This is a genomic window from Endozoicomonas sp. ALB091, from assembly GCF_049310265.1.
In the GTDB taxonomy this organism is placed as follows: Bacteria; Pseudomonadota; Gammaproteobacteria; order Pseudomonadales; family Endozoicomonadaceae; genus Endozoicomonas.
Map to the genome: position 1 here is coordinate 75595 of NZ_JBLYNQ010000017.1, position 18513 is coordinate 94107.

The 18513-nt window shown below is 50.0% G+C and carries 16 protein-coding genes and 1 other RNA gene; 8 read left to right on the plus strand and 9 right to left on the minus strand.

Going from position 1 to position 18513, the window contains the following annotated elements; genetic code table 11:
* Positions 1 to 11 precede the first annotated feature (11 nt).
* The 5 genes from ACO6UX_RS24270 to ACO6UX_RS24290 all read right to left on the minus strand — a co-directional run bounded on the left by ACO6UX_RS24270 (position 12) and on the right by ACO6UX_RS24290 (position 6022).
* Complete coding sequence (locus ACO6UX_RS24270) at positions 12 to 146, minus strand: hypothetical protein (protein ID WP_422450918.1); 135 nt, start codon at positions 144 to 146, stop codon at positions 12 to 14.
* Between the two features lie 88 nt (positions 147 to 234).
* Entirely contained in the window at positions 235 to 1500 is a 1266-nt protein-coding gene (locus ACO6UX_RS24275) for a histidine kinase dimerization/phospho-acceptor domain-containing protein (RefSeq protein ID WP_422450919.1), read from the minus strand.
* A complete protein-coding gene (locus ACO6UX_RS24280; protein WP_422450920.1) occupies positions 1500 to 2177 on the minus strand; it encodes a response regulator transcription factor in 678 nt (225 codons plus the stop codon). The genes ACO6UX_RS24275 and ACO6UX_RS24280 overlap by 1 nt, the downstream gene beginning before the upstream one ends.
* Positions 2178 to 2249: 72 nt before the next feature.
* Complete coding sequence (locus ACO6UX_RS24285; RefSeq protein WP_422450922.1) at positions 2250 to 5270, minus strand: efflux RND transporter permease subunit; 3021 nt, start codon at positions 5268 to 5270, stop codon at positions 2250 to 2252.
* The gene (locus ACO6UX_RS24290) at positions 5267 to 6022 is read right to left on the minus strand and encodes an efflux RND transporter periplasmic adaptor subunit (protein WP_422450924.1); all 756 of its coding nucleotides are present in this window, start codon (positions 6020 to 6022) and stop codon (positions 5267 to 5269) included. Before ACO6UX_RS24290 ends, ACO6UX_RS24285 begins: the two co-directional genes overlap by 4 nt.
* Positions 6023 to 6470: 448 nt before the next feature.
* Here ACO6UX_RS24290 and ACO6UX_RS24295 point away from each other — a divergent pair, with 448 nt between their 5' ends.
* A complete protein-coding gene (locus ACO6UX_RS24295; RefSeq protein WP_422445646.1) occupies positions 6471 to 7655 on the plus strand; it encodes an ISAs1 family transposase in 1185 nt (394 codons plus the stop codon).
* On the opposite strand, the gene ACO6UX_RS24300 is transcribed toward ACO6UX_RS24295, so the two are convergent.
* A complete protein-coding gene (locus ACO6UX_RS24300; RefSeq protein WP_422450926.1) occupies positions 7652 to 7906 on the minus strand; it encodes a hypothetical protein in 255 nt (84 codons plus the stop codon). The two genes, ACO6UX_RS24295 and ACO6UX_RS24300, sit on opposite strands and share 4 nt — an antisense overlap.
* The gene (gene tnpA, locus ACO6UX_RS24305) at positions 7906 to 8334 is read right to left on the minus strand and encodes an IS200/IS605 family transposase (RefSeq protein ID WP_422450927.1); all 429 of its coding nucleotides are present in this window, start codon (positions 8332 to 8334) and stop codon (positions 7906 to 7908) included. The genes ACO6UX_RS24300 and tnpA overlap by 1 nt, the downstream gene beginning before the upstream one ends.
* 65 nt (positions 8335 to 8399) lie before the next feature.
* On the opposite strand from tnpA, the gene ACO6UX_RS24310 reads away from it, so the two are divergent.
* Complete coding sequence (locus ACO6UX_RS24310; protein WP_422450929.1) at positions 8400 to 9572, plus strand: RNA-guided endonuclease TnpB family protein; 1173 nt, start codon at positions 8400 to 8402, stop codon at positions 9570 to 9572.
* Positions 9573 to 9838: 266 nt separating this feature from the next.
* On the opposite strand, the gene ACO6UX_RS24315 is transcribed toward ACO6UX_RS24310, so the two are convergent.
* Positions 9839 to 10864: a hypothetical protein gene (locus ACO6UX_RS24315; protein WP_422450931.1), complete on the minus strand. Its 1026-nt coding sequence runs from the start codon at positions 10862 to 10864 to the stop codon at positions 9839 to 9841.
* 465 nt (positions 10865 to 11329) lie between these two features.
* On the opposite strand from ACO6UX_RS24315, the gene rsmI reads away from it, so the two are divergent.
* Positions 11330 to 12175, plus strand: coding sequence for a 16S rRNA (cytidine(1402)-2'-O)-methyltransferase (gene rsmI / locus ACO6UX_RS24320; RefSeq protein ID WP_422450933.1), 846 nt, complete (start codon positions 11330 to 11332; stop codon positions 12173 to 12175).
* A gap of 150 nt (positions 12176 to 12325) precedes the next feature.
* On the opposite strand, the gene ACO6UX_RS24325 is transcribed toward rsmI, so the two are convergent.
* Positions 12326 to 13618 carry an ankyrin repeat domain-containing protein gene (locus ACO6UX_RS24325; protein WP_422450934.1) on the minus strand — a complete coding sequence of 431 codons (1293 nt, stop codon included), beginning with the start codon at positions 13616 to 13618 and terminating at the stop codon, positions 12326 to 12328.
* Between the two features lie 341 nt (positions 13619 to 13959).
* On the opposite strand from ACO6UX_RS24325, the gene rnpB reads away from it, so the two are divergent.
* The 5 genes from rnpB to ACO6UX_RS24350 all read left to right on the plus strand — a co-directional run bounded on the left by rnpB (position 13960) and on the right by ACO6UX_RS24350 (position 18502).
* An RNA gene (gene rnpB / locus ACO6UX_RS24330) (RNase P RNA component class A) lies at positions 13960 to 14368 on the plus strand.
* 485 nt (positions 14369 to 14853) lie between these two features.
* Positions 14854 to 15309, plus strand: a complete 456-nt coding sequence (gene mraZ, locus ACO6UX_RS24335) for a division/cell wall cluster transcriptional repressor MraZ (protein WP_101746672.1) — start codon at positions 14854 to 14856, stop codon at positions 15307 to 15309.
* A 105-nt stretch (positions 15310 to 15414) separates the two neighbouring features.
* On the plus strand, positions 15415 to 16356 hold the full coding sequence (gene rsmH / locus ACO6UX_RS24340; protein ID WP_422451123.1) for a 16S rRNA (cytosine(1402)-N(4))-methyltransferase RsmH: 942 nt from the start codon (positions 15415 to 15417) through the stop codon (positions 16354 to 16356).
* Positions 16357 to 16358: 2 nt separating this feature from the next.
* Positions 16359 to 16670, plus strand: coding sequence for a cell division protein FtsL (ftsL, locus tag ACO6UX_RS24345; RefSeq protein ID WP_101746671.1), 312 nt, complete (start codon positions 16359 to 16361; stop codon positions 16668 to 16670).
* Positions 16667 to 18502, plus strand: coding sequence for a peptidoglycan D,D-transpeptidase FtsI family protein (locus ACO6UX_RS24350; RefSeq protein ID WP_422450935.1), 1836 nt, complete (start codon positions 16667 to 16669; stop codon positions 18500 to 18502). Before ftsL ends, ACO6UX_RS24350 begins: the two co-directional genes overlap by 4 nt.
* Positions 18503 to 18513 lie beyond the last annotated feature (11 nt).

Below are 18513 nucleotides of genomic sequence, written 5' to 3' on the forward strand. Positions count from 1 at the left end.
TTTGGTTCCATTTATGGTGTTGTGGGGAGAGGGGTAAACATCCCTCTATATCCAAAAAGTTGCTGCTGAAGATCATCAAGCAAGCGGCCAATATTCTTTTCTTCGTTCAGCGTAATGATAACAACGCTCATCGGCATATCAGTCATGTGAATGTCCTGTTCACTCATGTGTTTATCGATATGCGTAGATTACCCATGGACGTGTAAAAAAAGGGTGAAAGGAATTGGAAAATATTCAAGAAAAACCGATTTCGGCCAGACAGCCGCGTCCCGCATGGTTGGCAAGGGTAAACGTCCAGCCATAACGACGGGCCAGATCATCGACAATCAACAGGCCAAGCCCGTGCCCGTTTTTACGAGGAATGTCGCCCAGTCCGGGGCCGTCATCTATCACCTGTACACCCTTCCTGCTGACCTGAATGGTGATTTCCCCATCAGGTGTTATGGCTACCGCGTTACGAATCAGATTACCCAGCACCATATTCAAGACAGCAGGTGTCGCGCGAATTTCCGGTTCGTCAGTAAAGGTAAGGACAGTACGCAGCTGTTTACCTCTGGCAGCCGAAGCATTGACTGCGATAATGGCCTCTATCTCCGTTTTGGTCACTGTACGCAACGGCGCATCATCCATATTGCGCTCGTAACGCACCATAGCCAGCAGCGCATCAACCATGGTACCCATCTGCTCGATAGCATCGGTGATGCGCGTTACCTGTCGTTCCTGAAATGCTGTTTTCTCGCCACGGGACAGCAGTTTTGCTGCCCCCTTGGCAATAGTCAGCGGTGTCCGCAATTCATGGCTGGCATAGCGGGCAAAGGCCTGCTCCCGCTTCAGGGTCTGGTGCAGATCAAGACGGTACTGATTCAGATGGCGCGTTAACGTTTTGAACTCATCAGCAGCCAGGCGGGAGACGGTAAACTCGGCGTTGGAATCACCGGTCTGCCTTTCCAGCTGTTCGGCAATGGCATTCAGTGGCGCGATCAGGTTTTTGGAGAGCCGGTAGAGCAAAATACCAAACAGAGCCATTAGCAAAAAGACCAGACAGATAACGATCGAACTGATAGAGATGATTTCCCACTTGCCCAACTCAACGTTGTCAACTTTTGATACCAGCACCAGATCGTGCTTGCCGTCTTGATCGAAGTAACTGCCTTTGTAAAGCAGATCGCCGCCAGCACCATTAAGCGCAGCGACCTCTCTCAAGTGATGCCTTTCGTTACGAAGTACTACCTGATAAACCTGCGGCAACAGAGACATATCGTTGTATGCCACGGTCTGGACATCGAGCGTGATTTTGCCACTTTCCCCCGTCTGAAAGCGTGCAATCGCTTCATCACGATCAATCAGCATGCGCCGTTCACTCACCCGATCCTCCGACCAGCGCAACGCCCAGTGCACCATGCTGAAAGTGCCGATACCGACAAAAATCGAGATGGCAGCAAAAAAAGCGGCCAGACGACCGGTCATGGTTTTGGTGCTGACCAGATAACGAATGGGCATCACACTTCCTCTAACCGGTAGCCGACCTTGGGAATGGTCACTAACATCGGTGTGGCAAAGGGTTTGTCCAACTGGCTGCGCAGTTGATAGATATGGCTTCTCATAACATCACTGCCGGGTTCGTCATCATCGTTCCAGAGTTTTCGGGCTATCTCCTGGCGGGTAACAACTTCTGGTGCCCGCTGGCAGAGAAGCTCCAGTATCGTGTAGGTGGTGGGGTTCAACGTCAGTAACTGACCATTGCGATAGGCTTGCCGCGTCTTCTGATCGATATGCAACGATTTGAAGGTAATCGTGGAGGACGCGGTTTTGCCGTGGTAACGGCGGATCAGCGCATTCATGCGCGCCTCCAGAATCTCAAGATCAAAGGGCTTGGTCAGGTAGTCATCCGCCCCGTGCCTGAAGCCGTTTAGCATATCCTCCCGATTATCCAGCGCGGTCAGCATCAATACCGGCGTATTGTTGCCCGCATCGCGCAGTTTGTTGCAGACAGTAAGGCCATCCATCCGGGGCAACATAAGATCAAGCAGGATCAGATCAAACTTCTCCGTCATCGCCAGCTGCAAGCCCTGTTCGCCATTATCGGCATAGTCCAGCTCAACACCCAGGCTCTCAAAGTAATCAAAAATAACACCTGCCACTTCACGGTTATCTTCAATCAACAGTATTCTTTCCACTGGCCGCTCCAGAATAAAAACCAGAATAAAAAAAGGGACTCAACTATTGAGTCCCCGCATAAAGATCAACGATCAGGCCTTACCAAACTGCCGCTGTTTAACCAGCAGGTAGAGGGAAGGAATCACAGTCAATGTTACCATCATCGAGATCACGCAGCCCCAGCCAACGACCAGCGCCATGGGCGACATGTAGTTATCGTAGCCACCAAGGCCATAGGCCAGGGGGGTCAGACCGGCAACAGTGGTCACCGTTGTCAGCAAAATAGGACGTACACGGCTCTGGGTGCCCTTGATGACAAACTCCACCATATTCGCCCTGGTGCATGCCTGCTCGGTCTCCATCAGGTGCCATACCAGCACCAGGCTGTTGTTTACCATAATACCGATCAGGGCGATCATACCGATAATGGCGAAGAAGCTCAGTACCTGACCATGGATGAACAGGATAAACAGTGCACCGCAGATACCCAAAGGAATAACAGACAGTACGATCAATGTTTCGAAGACACGGTCAAACAGCAGCAACAGCAGTAGCAGGATGCCAAACAGGGCAAAACCGATAGCAACAGAAAATCCTCGCTCCGCCTCCAGAGTTTCCAGAATCTGGCCGGTAACGATAATACTCGCACCCTGATAATCGGTGCTCATGTTAGCGGTAGCGAACCGGGTCTGCACCTGATCAAAGACCGCCACCGGATCGGTTATGGTGGTATCCAGACCCGCCGAAACCCGAATTACCCGCTTGCCGTTGTAATGGTCGATACCAGCCAGAGCATTGGTAAATTCCCAGCGTACTAGCTCGCGCAATGGTATCAGCTGGTTATTCTTGCCGCGCACCAGCAAGTCATCCAGCTCGGCCAACAGTCGATCATTGTCGTCAAGCGCCACACGAAAGTGAACCTCTTCCTCACCGTTGAAGACCCGCGTCACGCGCTGGCCATCAATAGCGTACTTGATAATATCTCCGACCTGCGTAGCGCTGATACCGTGATAGTTGAGCCAGTCGTACTGCAACACTGCCTGCGCCTGTGGTGATGGCGCATTGAGATCTCGCCGTACCCGATGACTGCCGGGTATCTCCTGCAAAAATGCCACCAGGTCATTGGCCAACTTCTCCCGGCCTTCGTCACTGCCGCCGACAACCCGCAGGTCTACCGGACGACCAGCTGGCGGACCACCGCCATCGACATCAAACTCGATCTGGGCAAGGCCGGTAATACTCTCGGCCTGCTTCTCCCAGTCGGCGACGATCTGCTCGGCATTGCGATCGCGCTGGTTGGCCGGTATCAGGGAGACACCCCAGGTGCTGACCGGTGTTCCGACCTGACCGTACCAGGCCGCCACTTCCGGGGTATTCTTGATAATCTTTTCCAGTGCCTGGGTCTCTTTCCAGACTTCATCCAGGGAAAGTTCAGTATCCGCCTCCCCTTCCATCTCGATAAGGTAAGCACCATCGACCGGGAAGAACAGATAGGTCAGACTCTGGTACGAAACCACCCCCAGACCAATAATGGTGGCCACCATAACCGGCAGGAAAACAGCACGCTTGCGAATCAGGCTGGCAACGATGGTATTCAGCCACTTAAGCTGGCTGGAACCTTTTTTGGCAATCACCTCTCCCTGCTTGAACACGCCTTTCAGGTGTGCCGGGATAAACAACAGTGCATCAATAAACGAGAAACAGAGAGCGATAATGACGGTGAGCGGAATCACATACATCATCTTGCCACTGTTACCGGGCAGGAACAGCAGCGGCACAAAGGCAATCATGGTGGAAAGCACGCTGGCCAGCACCGCCGGAAACACGCTTTTTATACCCTCGGTGACGGCACGTTCCAGCTCGTAGCCCTCTTCCACCAGTGCCACTATACGATCACTGACCACGACCGCGTCATCGACAATAATGCCGATAATCAGGATCAGTGCAGACAGGGTAAAGACATCGAGAATCTGACCAAAGGCCGGCAACACTGCCAGGGTACCGAAAATACAGACCGGGATAGATATTGCCACCCACAGGGCGATCCGCTTTCTCAGGAACAGTGCCAGAGTTACCAGCACCAGACCGAGGCCAATCAGACCATTACTCTGTACAATCGAGGCTTTCTCCTGAATCTCGTTAGAGAGATCAAAGCCGACACCCAGCGTATAGTTCTTGCCCAGCAGCTCCTGCTCTTTCGCCAGCAGATTGCGGACGCTTTCAGCCGTACTCAGTACATCGCCACTCTCATTGGTGCGCAGGTCGAAAACAATACTCTTGTTGCCATTGATCGAACCGTAGACCTCGCCCTTTGCAAAACTCTCCCGAATATCTCCGGCCACATCCTTGAGCTTCAGACGAGGGGCAAAACCGATCATCATCTCCCGCAACTGTTCGACACTTTTCAGCTCGGCAGCGGTAATCAGCTCAGGGCTGTTTTTCAGCTGATCCAGACGACCACCGCTGATCAGTGCATTACGCTGGGCAACCAGTGCGGCCACTTCATCGACGGTCAGACCGTAGCGCTTCAGGGATATGGGTTCCAGGGCGATCAGAAACTCGGGATCACGAAGGTCTGTGGTATGAATATCACCGATACCTTCAATTTGCCGTATTTTTAGCTCCAGATCCCTGGCCTGCTTTCGCAACTCACTGTACGACACCGCATCGGAACCGGCGATACCGACCACCATAAAGTCCAGGCTATAGGACTTTGTCGCAGAAAAGGTTGGCCCATCGGTGACACCGGCGGGCAGCCCAGAGACCTTGGTCAGTGCATCACGAATATCCTGATAGGTCGCATTTGGATCGGAGACATCGCTCTCCAGAGTCACCCGGATACTGGAGCTACCGTTCTCAGACGTGGAGGTAAATTCCTTGATGCTGGATATCGACAGTAACTCTTTCTCGATCTTGCTGGTGATATTGCTCTCGATATCCAGTGCCGTGGCACCGGGATAACTTGTGGTGATATTGCCGCTCATCATGTCGTAACGGGGCTTTTCTGCCATCGGCAGGCCAATGGCGATAAACACCCCGGTAGCGATGATCAGAAAGGTCAGCGCCTTGGCAGCAAACTTGCGCAGTGATAACAGTTCCAGCAATGTGTTCATCGTGCTTCCCCAACGGATGTACGGCTTGTGACTTCCAGATAAACACGAGACTCCATACCAGCACTCAGTTTGCCTTCGTGGTTATTGACGGTGACCTCCACCAGAAATCCGGGGGCATCTGCCTGAATAGCAGGAGAGAGTACCGTCACATGACCGGTCAATGACTGCCCGATGGATGGCACAACCACCTTCAGCTGGTCGCCTTTTTTCAGGCGAGCAAAGTCCGCTTCCAGAAGATGAAAGCGTGCTTTGAGCTGCTGGGTATCAACGATGGTATAGAGAGGATCACCGACAGAGATAAACTGCCCAAGCTCGACAGTACGCTCAACAATCACACCGGAAAACGGTGCCTTGGGAGCAGACTTGTTGAGGGTTTCCCGGGCAATGTCGTATCGGACATTGTTGGCATTACGCTGTGCCTGGCTGATATTGGTCAACCGTGTCTGGTTATCCAGATCACTGGCGGAGATACCTTTGGTCTTGTACAGGGACTGAAAGCGTGCCAACTGTTTCTGCTGGGTTGCCAGCTCACTTTTGCTCACATCCAGCTCATATCTGGCCAGATTGAGATTGAGCGTGTAATCCCTGGCGGAGATGGCTAACAGAGCGTTGCCCTTTTTGACCGGATCCCCATTTTCAAAGTTGTAGGCATCGACAACACCGGACACCTGGCTACGGACCACAACCAACTTTTCGGGCAACAGTGGTGCAACGCTGTACTGACCGGGATCGAATTCATTTGCGCGTAGCAATGACGAAAATAAAAGACATGTAAGTAATACAATTTTTTTCATGATAGTGATCAGACTCCAAATTTTAAATCTCGTTAAAGCAGTGTCTCTTTTTTCCGTTTTGATCCGGTTGGTGATCGTATGGCAGGTAGCGTGAAAAAAACGTTGGTTATGTGAAAATGGTCTATATACAGTCTGCATTGCTGACCGGTAAAAGACTGGAAAGATAATATAAAAGCGCACGTTGCCCTTGAGCTGGATAAGAAAGAGCTGAGCCAAGGGGAGTAATACGGGCAAGGGGGATGTACTGTTTCATATAGTTGTGGCAGAAGCAACCCAAAACAGAATGCTGCTTAGCAAAATCGTCGTAAACCCTCGCCCAATGCGGGCGGGGATATAAGACAGGGCGGTAGCATGAGGTGCACATATGTACTATTAACATACCTCCGGTATAGCCAGAGGTACGACAATGGCCAACTACACACCAATGGTCGTCAGGATTCAATCGCTAACTGAGCCTCGTAGCGATATACACGTTACATACCCTCTTCCAGAAGTCTTATTTATCGTTTATGTCAGTATTTTGAGTGGTTACACCACATGGCAAGGCATGGAGCGGTTCGCTAAATACAACCGACGCTGGTTTCGTCAGTTTTTTCCTTATAAATTTGGCTTCCCTACCCATCACACTATTGCAACAGTATGCAAGCTGCTTGACCCAGAAGCTTTTACGCAGTTATTTATCGATTGGGTAAGCGACACAATATCTGAGATAAATGCTCGTAAAATGGGGCCTCATCCAGAAAAAAACGACAATGTCATAGCTATTGACGGCAAGGCTCTGCGTGGCTCACGTCCAGCTAAAGGCAAGAAGTTGGTCCATATGGTCAGTGCTTACAGTTCAGAACTTAAGCTTATATTAGGTTTTACCCCCGTTGATAAGAAGTCCAATGAGATTACTGCCATTCCCGAAGTTATCGATGTGCTTTTTCTCGAAGGAGCCTTGATTACCAGTGATGCCATGGGGTGTCAGAAAAATATTTGCAAAAAAATCATTGATAAAAAAGCTGATTACCTGCTCTGCGCCAAGGACAATCAGCCGACTCTGAGCAGTAATATCGAAGCATATTTTTCAAAGTACATTGAAGAACACCCGGATGATCCGGAACCTGCTGATGACGAACCAGCCTTTGCAGAATCGATGGAGAAAAATCGGGGGCGTCAAGAACACCGGCGTTGTTGGGTTTTTAACGACATTGAGGATATAGACCCCAAGCATGAGTGGCCTGGCCTTAAGCAGTTTTCGGTTATCCAGAGAGACAGATTGGTTGGTAAAAAACAAACAACTGAATTGCATTTTTATATAGAGAGCCGAGAGATGACAGCCTCCAGTGTGCTGGCAGCAGTACGCAATCATTGGAGTATAGAAAATGGACAACACTTGTCACTGGATGTCAGCTTTCAAGAAGATGCCTCTAAAATCCATGAGCGAACAGCGGCAAAGAACGTTGCGACTGTAAGGCGGTGGTGTTTTAATGTACACAAACAAAGTAGCCGGTTTGAGAAAGAGAGTATGTCAGGCCGGATTGAACTGGCAGGGTTAGATCAGGACTATCGAACCGAGCTGGTACTTGAGAAGTTTTATCCTGACTAAACAGCGAGTTTAAATTCAGGCTGCAGAAGCAGCACAAGGTACAAGCTTCGTGTGAGGCCGGTGGCCTTTTGTGTCAATTTTCCATATTTTGGTTTCTTTTCATCAATCCTGCCTAAAATACGCGCTGGATTGTCTGAGAATATTCGATCTGCAATGTTGGCAGTCATGAGTAGAGCAAAAATATGAACTATGGTGCATCTGATGCGACCACCCTGGGCTATAAGACGGGAAGGTGTAGAGCCTTCCGCCATCAATCTGGTGTATTCTGGCTATTAACATAGTCCTTCAGAGTCTCAATCGTTGCACCGCCAGCACTGCAAGCAAAATAAGATCTTGACCACATTAATCCTGATTTACTCTGAGCTGTAAGGTGCGTATTCAGTATTCGCAACCGTCTTGATGAGGTTGACTTGAGATTATTCACCATGACACTGATAGCCAGCTTGGGCGGATAGGCCACCAACAGGTGTACGTGATCTTTTTCCCCATCCATTTCAAGTAACTGGCATTCCAGTTTTTCACACGCATTCTCGAACGATTCCCGTAACTGCTGGATCATATAACCGTCAAATAGTTTCCGTCTGTACTTTGTCGTGAACACCAAATGAACAACCAGTTTGGTAACGCTATGTCGTTTGCGAAGGTAGCCTTTGAGTAAATCTTTATTATGTACACTCACTTGAAAATCTCGGTAAAACGTATGTAATATACAGTTTATATTATTGAGCACTGAAATAACATAACATGTTGCGAGCTACCAAAGTACGAATCTACCCAACAGCAGAACAGGCGGAATTTATAGACCGTCAGTTTGATGCTGTACGGTTCGTATGGAACAAGGCTCTGGCTATCAAGGTTCATTGCTACAAGATTCGTGGGCAAAGTCTCTCACCCAAAAAACATCTGAAGCCTTTACTGGCAAAAGCCAAGAAAAGCAGAAAATACGCATGGCTGAAAAATTCTGATTCTATTGCGCTACAACAGGCCACTATCAATCTGGATAACGCCTTTCAAAACTTTTTCAATCCCAAACTGCAAGCAAGGTTTCCACGTTTCAAGAAAAAGCATGGCAAGCAAAGCAGCTACCATTGTATGTCTGTTGCTGTCGGTGATAACTGGGTCAAAGTGCCGAAGTGCAAGCCCATCAAGGCTAAAGTGCATCGAGAAATAGTAGGCAAGGTGAAGTCTATTACTCTGAGTAGAACACCAACCGGCAAGTATTTTGCTTCCATATTGGCTAATGATGCTCAGGAACAACTAAAGCCGATTGATAATCTTGAAGGTAGTCAGGTTGTCGGCGTGGATATGGGTATTACTGATCTGGCTATCACCAGTACCGGTCATAAGACAGGAAACCCACGCTTTCTGAAGAAAGCACAGCGTAACCTGAAAAGGAAACAACGGGCTTTGTCTCGCTGCAAGAAAGGCTCAAAAGGCAGACACAAAGCCCGCTTACTGGTGGCAAAGGCGCATGAGCGTGTAGCCAATGCCCGTAACGACTTTCAGCACAAGCTGTCAAAGAAACTCATCGACGAAAACCAAGCGGTGATTGTAGAGACACTGAAGGTTAAAAACATGCTCAAGAACAAGCGCCTTGCTCGTTCTATTGCTGATGCTGGCTGGCATTCCCTGATAACCAAACTCGAATACAAAGCAAAACAGGAAGGCAAGCATCTGGTGAAGATAGACCAGTGGTTTGCATCCTCTAAAACTTGCTCTGTCTGCGATTTGAAGCAGGAAAAAATACCATTGAATATCCGGTCATGGGAGTGTTCTTGTGGAGCTACCCATGATCGAGACATCAATGCAGCTCGCAACATTAAGAAGCAAGGCATGTTGAAATTGAAGGCGGAAGGACTGTCCGTTTCTGCTGATGGAGGCTTGCGTAAATCCGACGTACTGTCGGTTGCTGCCTAAGAAGTCAGAAGCCTCACCCGATAGGGCGGGGAGCAGTCAGTTTGGCCCAGCAGCTCAAAAAACGAACAAATAACCCGGCTATCAAAGTTTCCAGCTCCAGCCAAGGCTGGAATCATTGAGAGGATCAAATCCAGAAGCGGAATATTTTCTGTCGTATAGTAAAACCAGGCTGCTCAGCGATATTGGGCAACTGAGAGTGATGCACGTCAGTAGTTTTTTAATTAAACTGAAGTGCTCATCTTGTTCAGCCTTGGTAATCTGAATTTTTAAGACTTGATGCCCAGTGAATAAATCTTATTAATGGTTTTTTGAGTTAAACAGCCTGACTTAATCAAACCAGTGATGATTTTAGTTATTGGTTGACAGGTGCATTCACAGTACATGAACGATGAATCAAGCAACTCATCACTGTGGGGTGCTTTTTTTTCAAGTTTGAAGTTCAAATCAAGGATGTCCGGGTTTGACATGAAAGCAGTGTACAGAATGTCAGGGTCGAGGTTACTGTTTAATAATTTATTTTTAACCTTTTCAATAATTTTTTCATTCTTTGGTATCCAGGTATTGTTTTTTTTAATTTCTTTATAAACGGCCTTTTGCCAGCTTGACCAATCTGACTTAATCACTTTGGTCGGATTCTTGCCGAACTGCCCCGGATTAATGCCTATGACACTGACACCACACCTGTGGGTTTCATTCAGAATGGAAGTAAACTGATGCATTAGTTCAATTTTATCGGCATCAGTATCTCTCCCGCTGGTAATAGCGGTTGTTATGAATTCTCCAGCCAGATCACAGGCTGAGACGACCTCAAGTTGGTTGCATGCAGTATTGTAATCCGGCAGCTGGCTATCGGGTGTTTCGTCGTTTACTGAACTGGCTTGATCCTCAGAACCCCGGGCGTATATCTTGTTAACCAGTTCTTCGTCCACGAGTCCCATTGAGATGGCTTTCGTAATAAAGTCTTTTGCGGGTATACATCGGCCTCGCATCAGCCCGGCCAACTGCTGAAAAGGCTTCTCTTTATTTAAAATAGAAGTTATGGAAAAAAAGTCATAATACTCCGGGTCCAATGTTGGTAAAAATGCAAACAGAAGTTTTTCTGTGTCCTCCGATCCGATCTTGTCTCCTATTTCCTCGATGGCACCATATCCCTTATCAAAATCCTTCTGGTCGACGTTGTCTTGCCACTTTTTCCAATCGCAATGGCTAAAATTCTTTGGGTTGGTTAGTGCGCTCAGTTCAGTCGGGAGTATAAAAGGTCTGGGGATGCGCTCATTTAATTGCTTGATCATTCTGGCAAACAGTGATTTTTTGCATTGGTTAATGTCCCCCTGGTTGGATTTACGGATTGCTTCGGCGTTGACAATAAATTTTCTTGCCAGCTGTTCAATGGAATAAAGACTGTCATCGATGGCTTCCTGGTAAGTGGGGGGAGCATCAGTATTTAAACAGGTGAAAGTAGAAGTGCCCGTGATCATAGATTATCTCTGTAATTGCAGGAAAAACACATTGTGTGGAAAAAAGCATTCACCACTCATTGACCTATTGATTAAAAAAAAGTTCAGTACACTTACCTGGGGTCGTGAGTTCACAATGGCGTCTGGTGACTTATTGCGGGTGTTCATGTTCGTCGCTGGGGCTAAAGTCTTCTGCCACAATGGCAGTCAGGGTTTTGATCCTGTCTGGATTTTTTTCGGATGTGAAGTGGTCAAAATGGTAAGCTATTGCCTGAAAATTCATATCGGTTTTTTTTTGTCATGTCTGACCCGCTTCTTTATATAGTTTCTACGCCAATGGGTAATCTGGGTGATATGACGCCCAGAGCCATAGAGGTGCTTCGTCAGGTTGACGTTATTGCCGCAGAGGATACCCGGCACAGTAAGCGTTTGATGAATCACTTTGGTATTGATACTCCGCTGATTCCCTGCCATGACCACAATGAACGACATCAGGCAGGGATGATTGTGCGACGTATGCAGGCGGGGGAGACCATTGCCCTGATCAGTGATGCCGGTACGCCGTTAATTTCTGACCCGGGCTTTTATCTGGTCCGGTCGGTGAGAGAGGCCGGGTTTCGGGTGGTTCCCATTCCCGGGGCCTGCGCATTTATCGCCGCGCTGTCAGTCAGTGGTTTGCCCACGGATCGTTTTTATTTTGAAGGTTTTCTGCCCGCAAAAGGGGCGGGGCGTCGCAAGCGAATAGAATCGTTGGCGGCTTTTGCCAGTACCTGGGGGGTTTATGAGTCGCCACACCGGATTATGGAACTTCTGGAAGATCTGGCAACGGTGCTCGGTGGTGACCGGTACATTGCTCTTGCCCGGGAAATCACCAAAACCTTTGAAACCGTGATGACCGGGACGGTGTCGGAGATTCAGGCCGTTTTGCAATCCGATGCCAATCAGCAGCGTGGCGAGTTTGTGGTGCTGATCGAGGGCTTTAAGGAGGAAGAAGATTCTGAAATCAGCCCTGACATTGCAAAAATGCTGCAACGTCTGTTACAGGATTTACCCATTAAAAAAGCGGCTGCCGTGGTCGCTGATCTGACCGGGTTGAGAAAGAAAGACCTCTATGAATTGGGTTTGGACATGAAGAAGGGGGAGTAGCTGCTGTTCCCGGGAATTGTCCCTGAATATCTTCCTCTGTTTGTTAAAAACTGAGAGTCTGACCAAAGTCGCAGAACCCGGGGCAGACTCTACCGGCCATTGATCAATTATGTTCCGCTATTTTATTGCTCACTGCACAAAGCAGGACGATTAATGGGCCCCATTTTCAATAAGGAGTTCCTGGCACGGGGTGTGACCTTTCCGGGTAGCCAGGTCCAGAGCCGTCTGGTCAGGGTTTGTCTTCACATTGACTTTGATGCCGGGAATGGCCAGCAATACCCGGAGGGTCTCTGTGTGACCATTAAGGGCGGCCAGGTGGTGAGCCGTACAGCCCTTGTTGTCTTTATCTTTAACCAGGTAGGGGGCAATGGCCAGCAATGCCCGGGTGGCCTCTGTGTGGCCTTGATGAGCAGCCAAGTGGAGAGCCGTGTTGCCATAGTTATTCTTGGCGTTGGCCAGGGAGGGGGCAAAGGCCAGCAATACCTGGATGGCCTCTGTGTGGCCTTCAAGAGCAGCCAGGTGGAGAGCCGTGTTGCCATAGTTATTCTTGGCATTGGCCAGGGAGGGGTCAGTGGCCAGCAATATTTGGATGGCCTCAGTGTTGCCTTCAAGAGCAGCCAGGTGGAGAGCCGTTCTGCCATTGTTACTCTTGGCTTTGGCCAGAGAGGGGTTAGTGACCAGCAACATCTTGACTATCTTTGTGTTGCCATTGCGGATAGCAAAGTGGAGATCATCAAAGTCAAGGGACTGGTCCCTGTCCGACCATACCTTGACCGTGACGGTGTCTGTGCGGTTATAGAAGGCAGCACCGTGGAGAGGCGTGAAGCAATCGTTAGCCTTATCTTCTTCAATAATATTCGCCCCGGCCCGGTTCAGCATTTGCGAGCAATCGGTGCGGTCCGACCGGGCCGCAAGGTGCAGGGGTGTCTGATCATCGTGATCGTCAGTGTTGACAACAGCACCGCTTTCGACCAGGGCCCGGACGCAATCATGGTGGCAGTATTGGATGGCGACAGCTAACGGGGACTCAGGTTGACCAGTGAGCGCCGAACGATAAGTCCGATTTGCCAGAGTCTCGTCTTCGGCCAGCAGCCAGTTCAGCGTTGTCAGATTACCGGTACGGCAGGCATGAAGCATCAGGGATTCACAATAAGGTGATTCCTCGTCAAGGACGTGACTCCCACCCAGAGGAATCAATGGCAGTAACGGTTGCTTGCATTGATTGCATTCGCGCAGGTTAAGACTTTTTTCGGCCTGCTGTTCACTGTCAAGCCATTTGGTGATGCATTCCAGATGGAAAACGTGTGATGACGGGCAAGAAGTTTTGACCAGTCGCCCACCCTGTTGTCCGATACGATCGTCGCTACTTTCACAGAGAGAACAATTAAAAGATAAATCTGACGCACTTTCCCTGACACTGATCATTGCTTTACCGAACGCCACGACCCAATTCCTTGACTTGGACAAAAATGAGCAGAGAGAGTTTCATAGTAAATAGAATTCTAACAAGACGATTGTCGTTAAAATTCAAGACCCGACACCGGTTTGCTGCCCGTTTCCCGCTGCCCGAAAAGCCGCAACCACTTGTGCTTTTGCGGGCAGCGGGAAACGGGCGGCGGCTTTTTACCAGACTAAGTAAAATGATGAAGTTTATTCCGGGACAACTCCTAAAGGTGGTTTCGCCGGAAGAGGGTATATGGATAACGGTTTTTGCCAACCCGGAAACCGAGTAGATTGTTATTACGGTTGATTATTGATGATTTCACAAGTAATATTCGCCGCCGCGAGCTGGCCGGGCAGTCGCTGTTTATTCTGGTTGTTTGATCAGAGTGAAGGGAGGAAAGTCCGGGCTCCAGAGGGTAGGGTGCCAGGTAATGCCTGGGGGGCGAAAGCCTACGGAAAGTGCAGCAGAGAGTAGACCGCCTAAGCCAGTGTTCTTTTCAACGCTTGTTGTAAAGAAGTTGGCCGGTAAGGGTGAAAGGGTGCGGTAAGAGCGCACCGCATGGCTGGTAACAGTCCATGGCACGGTAAACCCCGCCTGGAGCAAGACCAAATAGGAATCCTATAGGTGTGACCCGCACTGGATTCGGGTAGGTTGCTTGAGGTGTCTGGTGACAGACATCCCAGATGAATGACTGCCCAGGCCTGCTTTGGCAGGCTGGACAGAACCCGGCTTACAGGCCGGCTCGCGACTCTTTTTTCCGCTTCAAGTTTGCTTTTCCTGATCGTTTCCAGGGTGTCTGTTGCCCCCGACGCGATTCTGTCTTTGTCTCACTGTCTTTAAATCCAAAGTCTTTATCGCAATAAAAGTGTTTTGTACCCGCTGTTGCTGCCTTTAAAAAAATAGAACCATAGTTCTTTAATTCCTCCATAGATTCTGTTTTGCCCTTTGTTTAAAGGCTTTCGCTATTCATTTTTCAAACTGTTCTTTTATTGGGTTGTCCAATAATGACGGGGAAGAGGTAGAACCCCTGCTTGACGTGGGTTTTTCAGATTCCTATAGTGTGCTTTAGTGGTGTAAAGTGGATTATTGTGGGGCGAATTGGCGGGGCCAATTGGTGGAACGAAACAGGTGGAGCGAAATGGGTGGTCGAATGGAGTTGGCTCTCATTAGTGCTTTTTATAATTGATGGTCACTTTAAGGTTTTCAGGGGTTCGGGGACCAGGGAGAAGGTAATGTGTTTCGCGGTGTAAATGCCATTAATCTGGATGCCAAAGGGCGTCTTGCCATACCAGCCCGTTATCGGCAGGTGTTGCGGGATCGCTGCGGTGGTGCCCTGGTGGCAACGATTGACACCGACGAACCTTGCTTGCTGATTTATCCATTGGATGAGTGGGAGCTTATTCAGCAGAAAATTGAAGCACTTCCCAGTTTTCATCCAATGACCCGCCGGATTCAGAGGCTCTTGATTGGGCACGCCACCGATGTAGAGCTGGACGGCAATGGGCGTATTCTTATCCCTCCACTGTTGCGTGACTACGCAGGTCTTGAAAAGCGCAGTATTTTGCTGGGTCAGGGCAAGAAATTCGAGCTTTGGGATGAGCGTTGCTGGAATGAGCGCCGCGACCAATACCTGAAAGAAGCCAGTGAATCAGAAGAGATTCCGATGGAATTGCAGTCGCTCTCTTTGTAAATCACTTTTTTTGCTGTTTTTGAGTTAAGAAAGCTTTGTGAAAAGTTTATGAAATCGTTAAATCGTGTTGGTAGTCAGGCAGATGTCAGCAAAGGTGGCAAGGAAATGGTAGCGACCCAAAATGAGGTGGCTGACCATGTGCATAAAACAGTGCTGCTGAATGAGGCTGTCGATGCGTTGCTGACGGATCCAGCCGGAATCTATGTCGACGGTACTTTTGGCCGAGGCGGGCACAGTCGTTTGATTTTGAACACCCTGTCAGAGCAGGGACGGCTGGTGGGTATTGATAAAGATCCATTGGCCATTGCCACCGGTGTCCAGCTGGCCAGTGAGGACCCACGCTTTGCAATTCATCACGGTTCTTTTACCGATGTGGATTCCGTGCACAGTGACCAGTTGGTGGATGGGATTTTGCTGGATCTTGGGGTTTCTTCGCCCCAGCTGGATGATCCGGAAAGAGGTTTCAGCTTTATGCAGGAGGGACCTCTGGATATGCGGATGAATCACCAGGATGGCGAGACTGCCGCTGGCTGGCTGGCGCGGGCAGAAGAACAGGAGATCAGCCGGGTAATCTGGGAATATGGCGAAGACCGTTTTTCCCGCAGGATGGCCAGGGCCATTGTCAGGGAAAGGGATATTGAACCGATTCTGACCACACGACGGCTTGCCGATATTATTGCAGCGGCCTGCCCCACCAGGGAGAAGGGTAAGCACCCGGCGACCCGTGCGTTTCAGGCGATCAGAATCCATATCAACCGGGAGCTGGAGGATCTGGTGCTTTGTCTGGATCGGGCTCTGGAAAAATTGAAGCCCGGTGGCCGACTGGTGGTTATCAGCTTTCACTCATTGGAAGACAGGATTGTCAAACGCTTTATCCGCAAGCATCAAAAGGGGGATGAGCTGCCAAGCTGGCTGCCGGTGACAGAAGATCAGTTGAATCGGCGGATGAAAAGTCTGGGCAAGGCGATCAAACCTTCCCGGCAGGAAGTGCAGGAAAATCCCCGGGCACGAAGTGCAGTTATGCGTGTGGCAGAAAAGCTGGTTTGATCATGGGCCTGATGATGGATAGTGGTCTTCTGGCGTGTCTGCATCTTCTTCGATCTTATGGTGCTGCGCTTTTGCTGTTGTTACTGGTGATATTGTCGGGATTGTCTGTGGGTTACGTTTCCTACGAGAACCGTCTTCTGAATAACCGGATTCAGCAGGAGCTTGAGAACCGGAACAGTGCACAGGTTGAGTGGGGTAAGTTGTTGCTGGAACACAGCACACTGACATCACCGGGAAAAATTGAACAGGTTGCCAGGGAGAAACTGGACATGGATGTGCCAAAGAGCAGCCAGATAGAGATGGTTCTGCCATGACTCAGGGGCGAACTCAGGGACAGAAAGTATCACCGCGAAACCGGTCAGCGGCCGAGAGCAAGGCTGGCAAGGGGACTGTCTGGATTGGCCGTATGGTGAATAGCCTGACCCGGAAGTGGCGGCTGAAAATGCTGCAGTCGGTCCTGCTGGTGGCAGGGCTGGCCATTGGTTACCGAATTGTCGATTTGCAATTGCTGGATCGGCACTTTCTGCAAAATGAAGGTGATAAGCGTTCTGTTCGCTATGAGTCAGTGGCTGCGCACAGAGGCGTAATTTTTGACCGCAATGGTGACCCGCTGGCGGTCAGCACGCCGGTTGTCACGATCTGGGCTGACCCTGAAGTACTGTATCAGGCCAGTGACCGCTGGCAGGACCTGGCAAAGGCGTTGGGCGTTTCCCATAAGTGGCTATCGGATCGTGTGCAGGCGGCCAAAACCCGGGATTTTATCTACCTAAAACGGCAGCTGACACCGGAGAAGGGGGCAACGGTCATGGCCTTGAGAGTGCCGGGTGTCCGGGCGATCAATGAGCACCGGCGCTACTACCCGGCTGCCGAGGTGACCGCCCATCTGGTGGGTTTTACCAATATCGATGAGTCTGGTCAGGAAGGTCTGGAGTTGGCCTACAATGATTGGCTGTCCGGTGAGCCAGGTCAGCGAAGGGTGCTGAAAGACCGCAAAGGCCAGCTTGCCCGACAGGCTGAGCTGATGAAAAGTGCCAGCCCCGGCAAGGAACTGATGCTCAGTATTGATCTGAGGCTTCAGTATATGGCCTACCGGGAGTTGAAAAAGGCGGTTGAGCAGCACAAGGCCAAGGCGGGTTCTTTGATCATGCTGGATGTCAAGACCGGGGAAGTGCTGGCAATGGTCAATCAGCCTGCCTACAACCCGAATAACCGGGCGGATATGCAGGCCCATAAGATGCGCAACCGGGTGGTGACCGATATGGTCGAGCCGGGGTCAACAATGAAACCTTTTGCGGTAGCGGCTGCCCTGGAGTCTGGTCAGTTTCACAAAGACTCAGTGATTAATACCGCACCCGGTTACCTGCGACTTGGCAGGGATCAGGTAAAGGATAACCGGAATCACGGTGCTATTGATGTGACCACTGTGCTGAGACAGTCCAGTAACGTCGGGGTGTCAAAAATGGTGCTGGCCATTGGTCCGGATAAGATGCTGGATTTGCTGCAGAGGGTTGGCCTTGGTCAAAGCACCGGCACCGGTTTTCCCGGAGAAAATCCGGGCTATTTGCCCTATCGGGATCGCTGGAGTGATATCGAGATTGCCACCTTATCCTTTGGCTACGGTTTGACCGTGACACCGTTGCAACTGGCTCAGGCCTATACCGTACTTGGCTCCGGTGGCATGATGCGCCCTGTCTCGCTGATCAAGAGAGATGTGGTGCCCGACGGTGTTCGGGTAATGGATCAGCAGGTGGCGGATGATCTGAGGAAAATGCTTCGTGAGGTGGTTCATGGCGGAACCGGTGGCCGGGCGATGATCGATGCCTTTGAGGTTGGCGGGAAAACCGGAACGGCCAGAAAGGTGGGGCCAAACGGTTATATCAAGGATCGCTACATAGGTATGTTTGCCGGTTTGGCACCTATTGATAATCCACGGTTTGCCATGGTGGTCATTATTGATGATCCCTCTGGCAAGAACTATTACGGTGGCCTGATTGCCGCGCCGGTATTCTCCAAGGTGGCAGCCGGGGCGCTGCGAATGCTGGGGGTTGAGCCTGGTGAGTTGGGTAATCCGGGGGCAGATCGGCGTATGGCATTTAATCCCCATGATCGGGATGAGCAAATTTCTACACCATTGGAAGAAGGTTAAAGCGAAAAGCA

What these genes read in the sequence shown, in the direction of transcription:
- ACO6UX_RS24300 (WP_422450926.1), bottom strand. Translation starts at nt 7,906, where the DNA reads ATGGCGGAAGGCTCTACACCTTCCCGTCTTATAGCCCAGGGTGGTCGC.
- ACO6UX_RS24275 (WP_422450919.1), bottom strand. Translation starts at nt 1,500, where the DNA reads ATGCCCATTCGTTATCTGGTCAGCACCAAAACCATGACCGGTCGTCTG.
- ACO6UX_RS24295 (WP_422445646.1), top strand. Translation starts at nt 6,471, where the DNA reads ATGGCCAACTACACACCAATGGTCGTCAGGATTCAATCGCTAACTGAG.
- ftsL (WP_101746671.1), top strand. Translation starts at nt 16,359, where the DNA reads ATGGGCCTGATGATGGATAGTGGTCTTCTGGCGTGTCTGCATCTTCTT.
- ACO6UX_RS24350 (WP_422450935.1), top strand. Translation starts at nt 16,667, where the DNA reads ATGACTCAGGGGCGAACTCAGGGACAGAAAGTATCACCGCGAAACCGG.
- ACO6UX_RS24270 (WP_422450918.1), bottom strand. Translation starts at nt 146, where the DNA reads ATGACTGATATGCCGATGAGCGTTGTTATCATTACGCTGAACGAAGAA.
- ACO6UX_RS24310 (WP_422450929.1), top strand. Translation starts at nt 8,400, where the DNA reads ATGTTGCGAGCTACCAAAGTACGAATCTACCCAACAGCAGAACAGGCG.
- rsmI (WP_422450933.1), top strand. Translation starts at nt 11,330, where the DNA reads ATGTCTGACCCGCTTCTTTATATAGTTTCTACGCCAATGGGTAATCTG.
- ACO6UX_RS24285 (WP_422450922.1), bottom strand. Translation starts at nt 5,270, where the DNA reads ATGAACACATTGCTGGAACTGTTATCACTGCGCAAGTTTGCTGCCAAG.
- ACO6UX_RS24315 (WP_422450931.1), bottom strand. Translation starts at nt 10,864, where the DNA reads ATGATCAAGCAATTAAATGAGCGCATCCCCAGACCTTTTATACTCCCG.
- rsmH (WP_422451123.1), top strand. Translation starts at nt 15,415, where the DNA reads ATGGTAGCGACCCAAAATGAGGTGGCTGACCATGTGCATAAAACAGTG.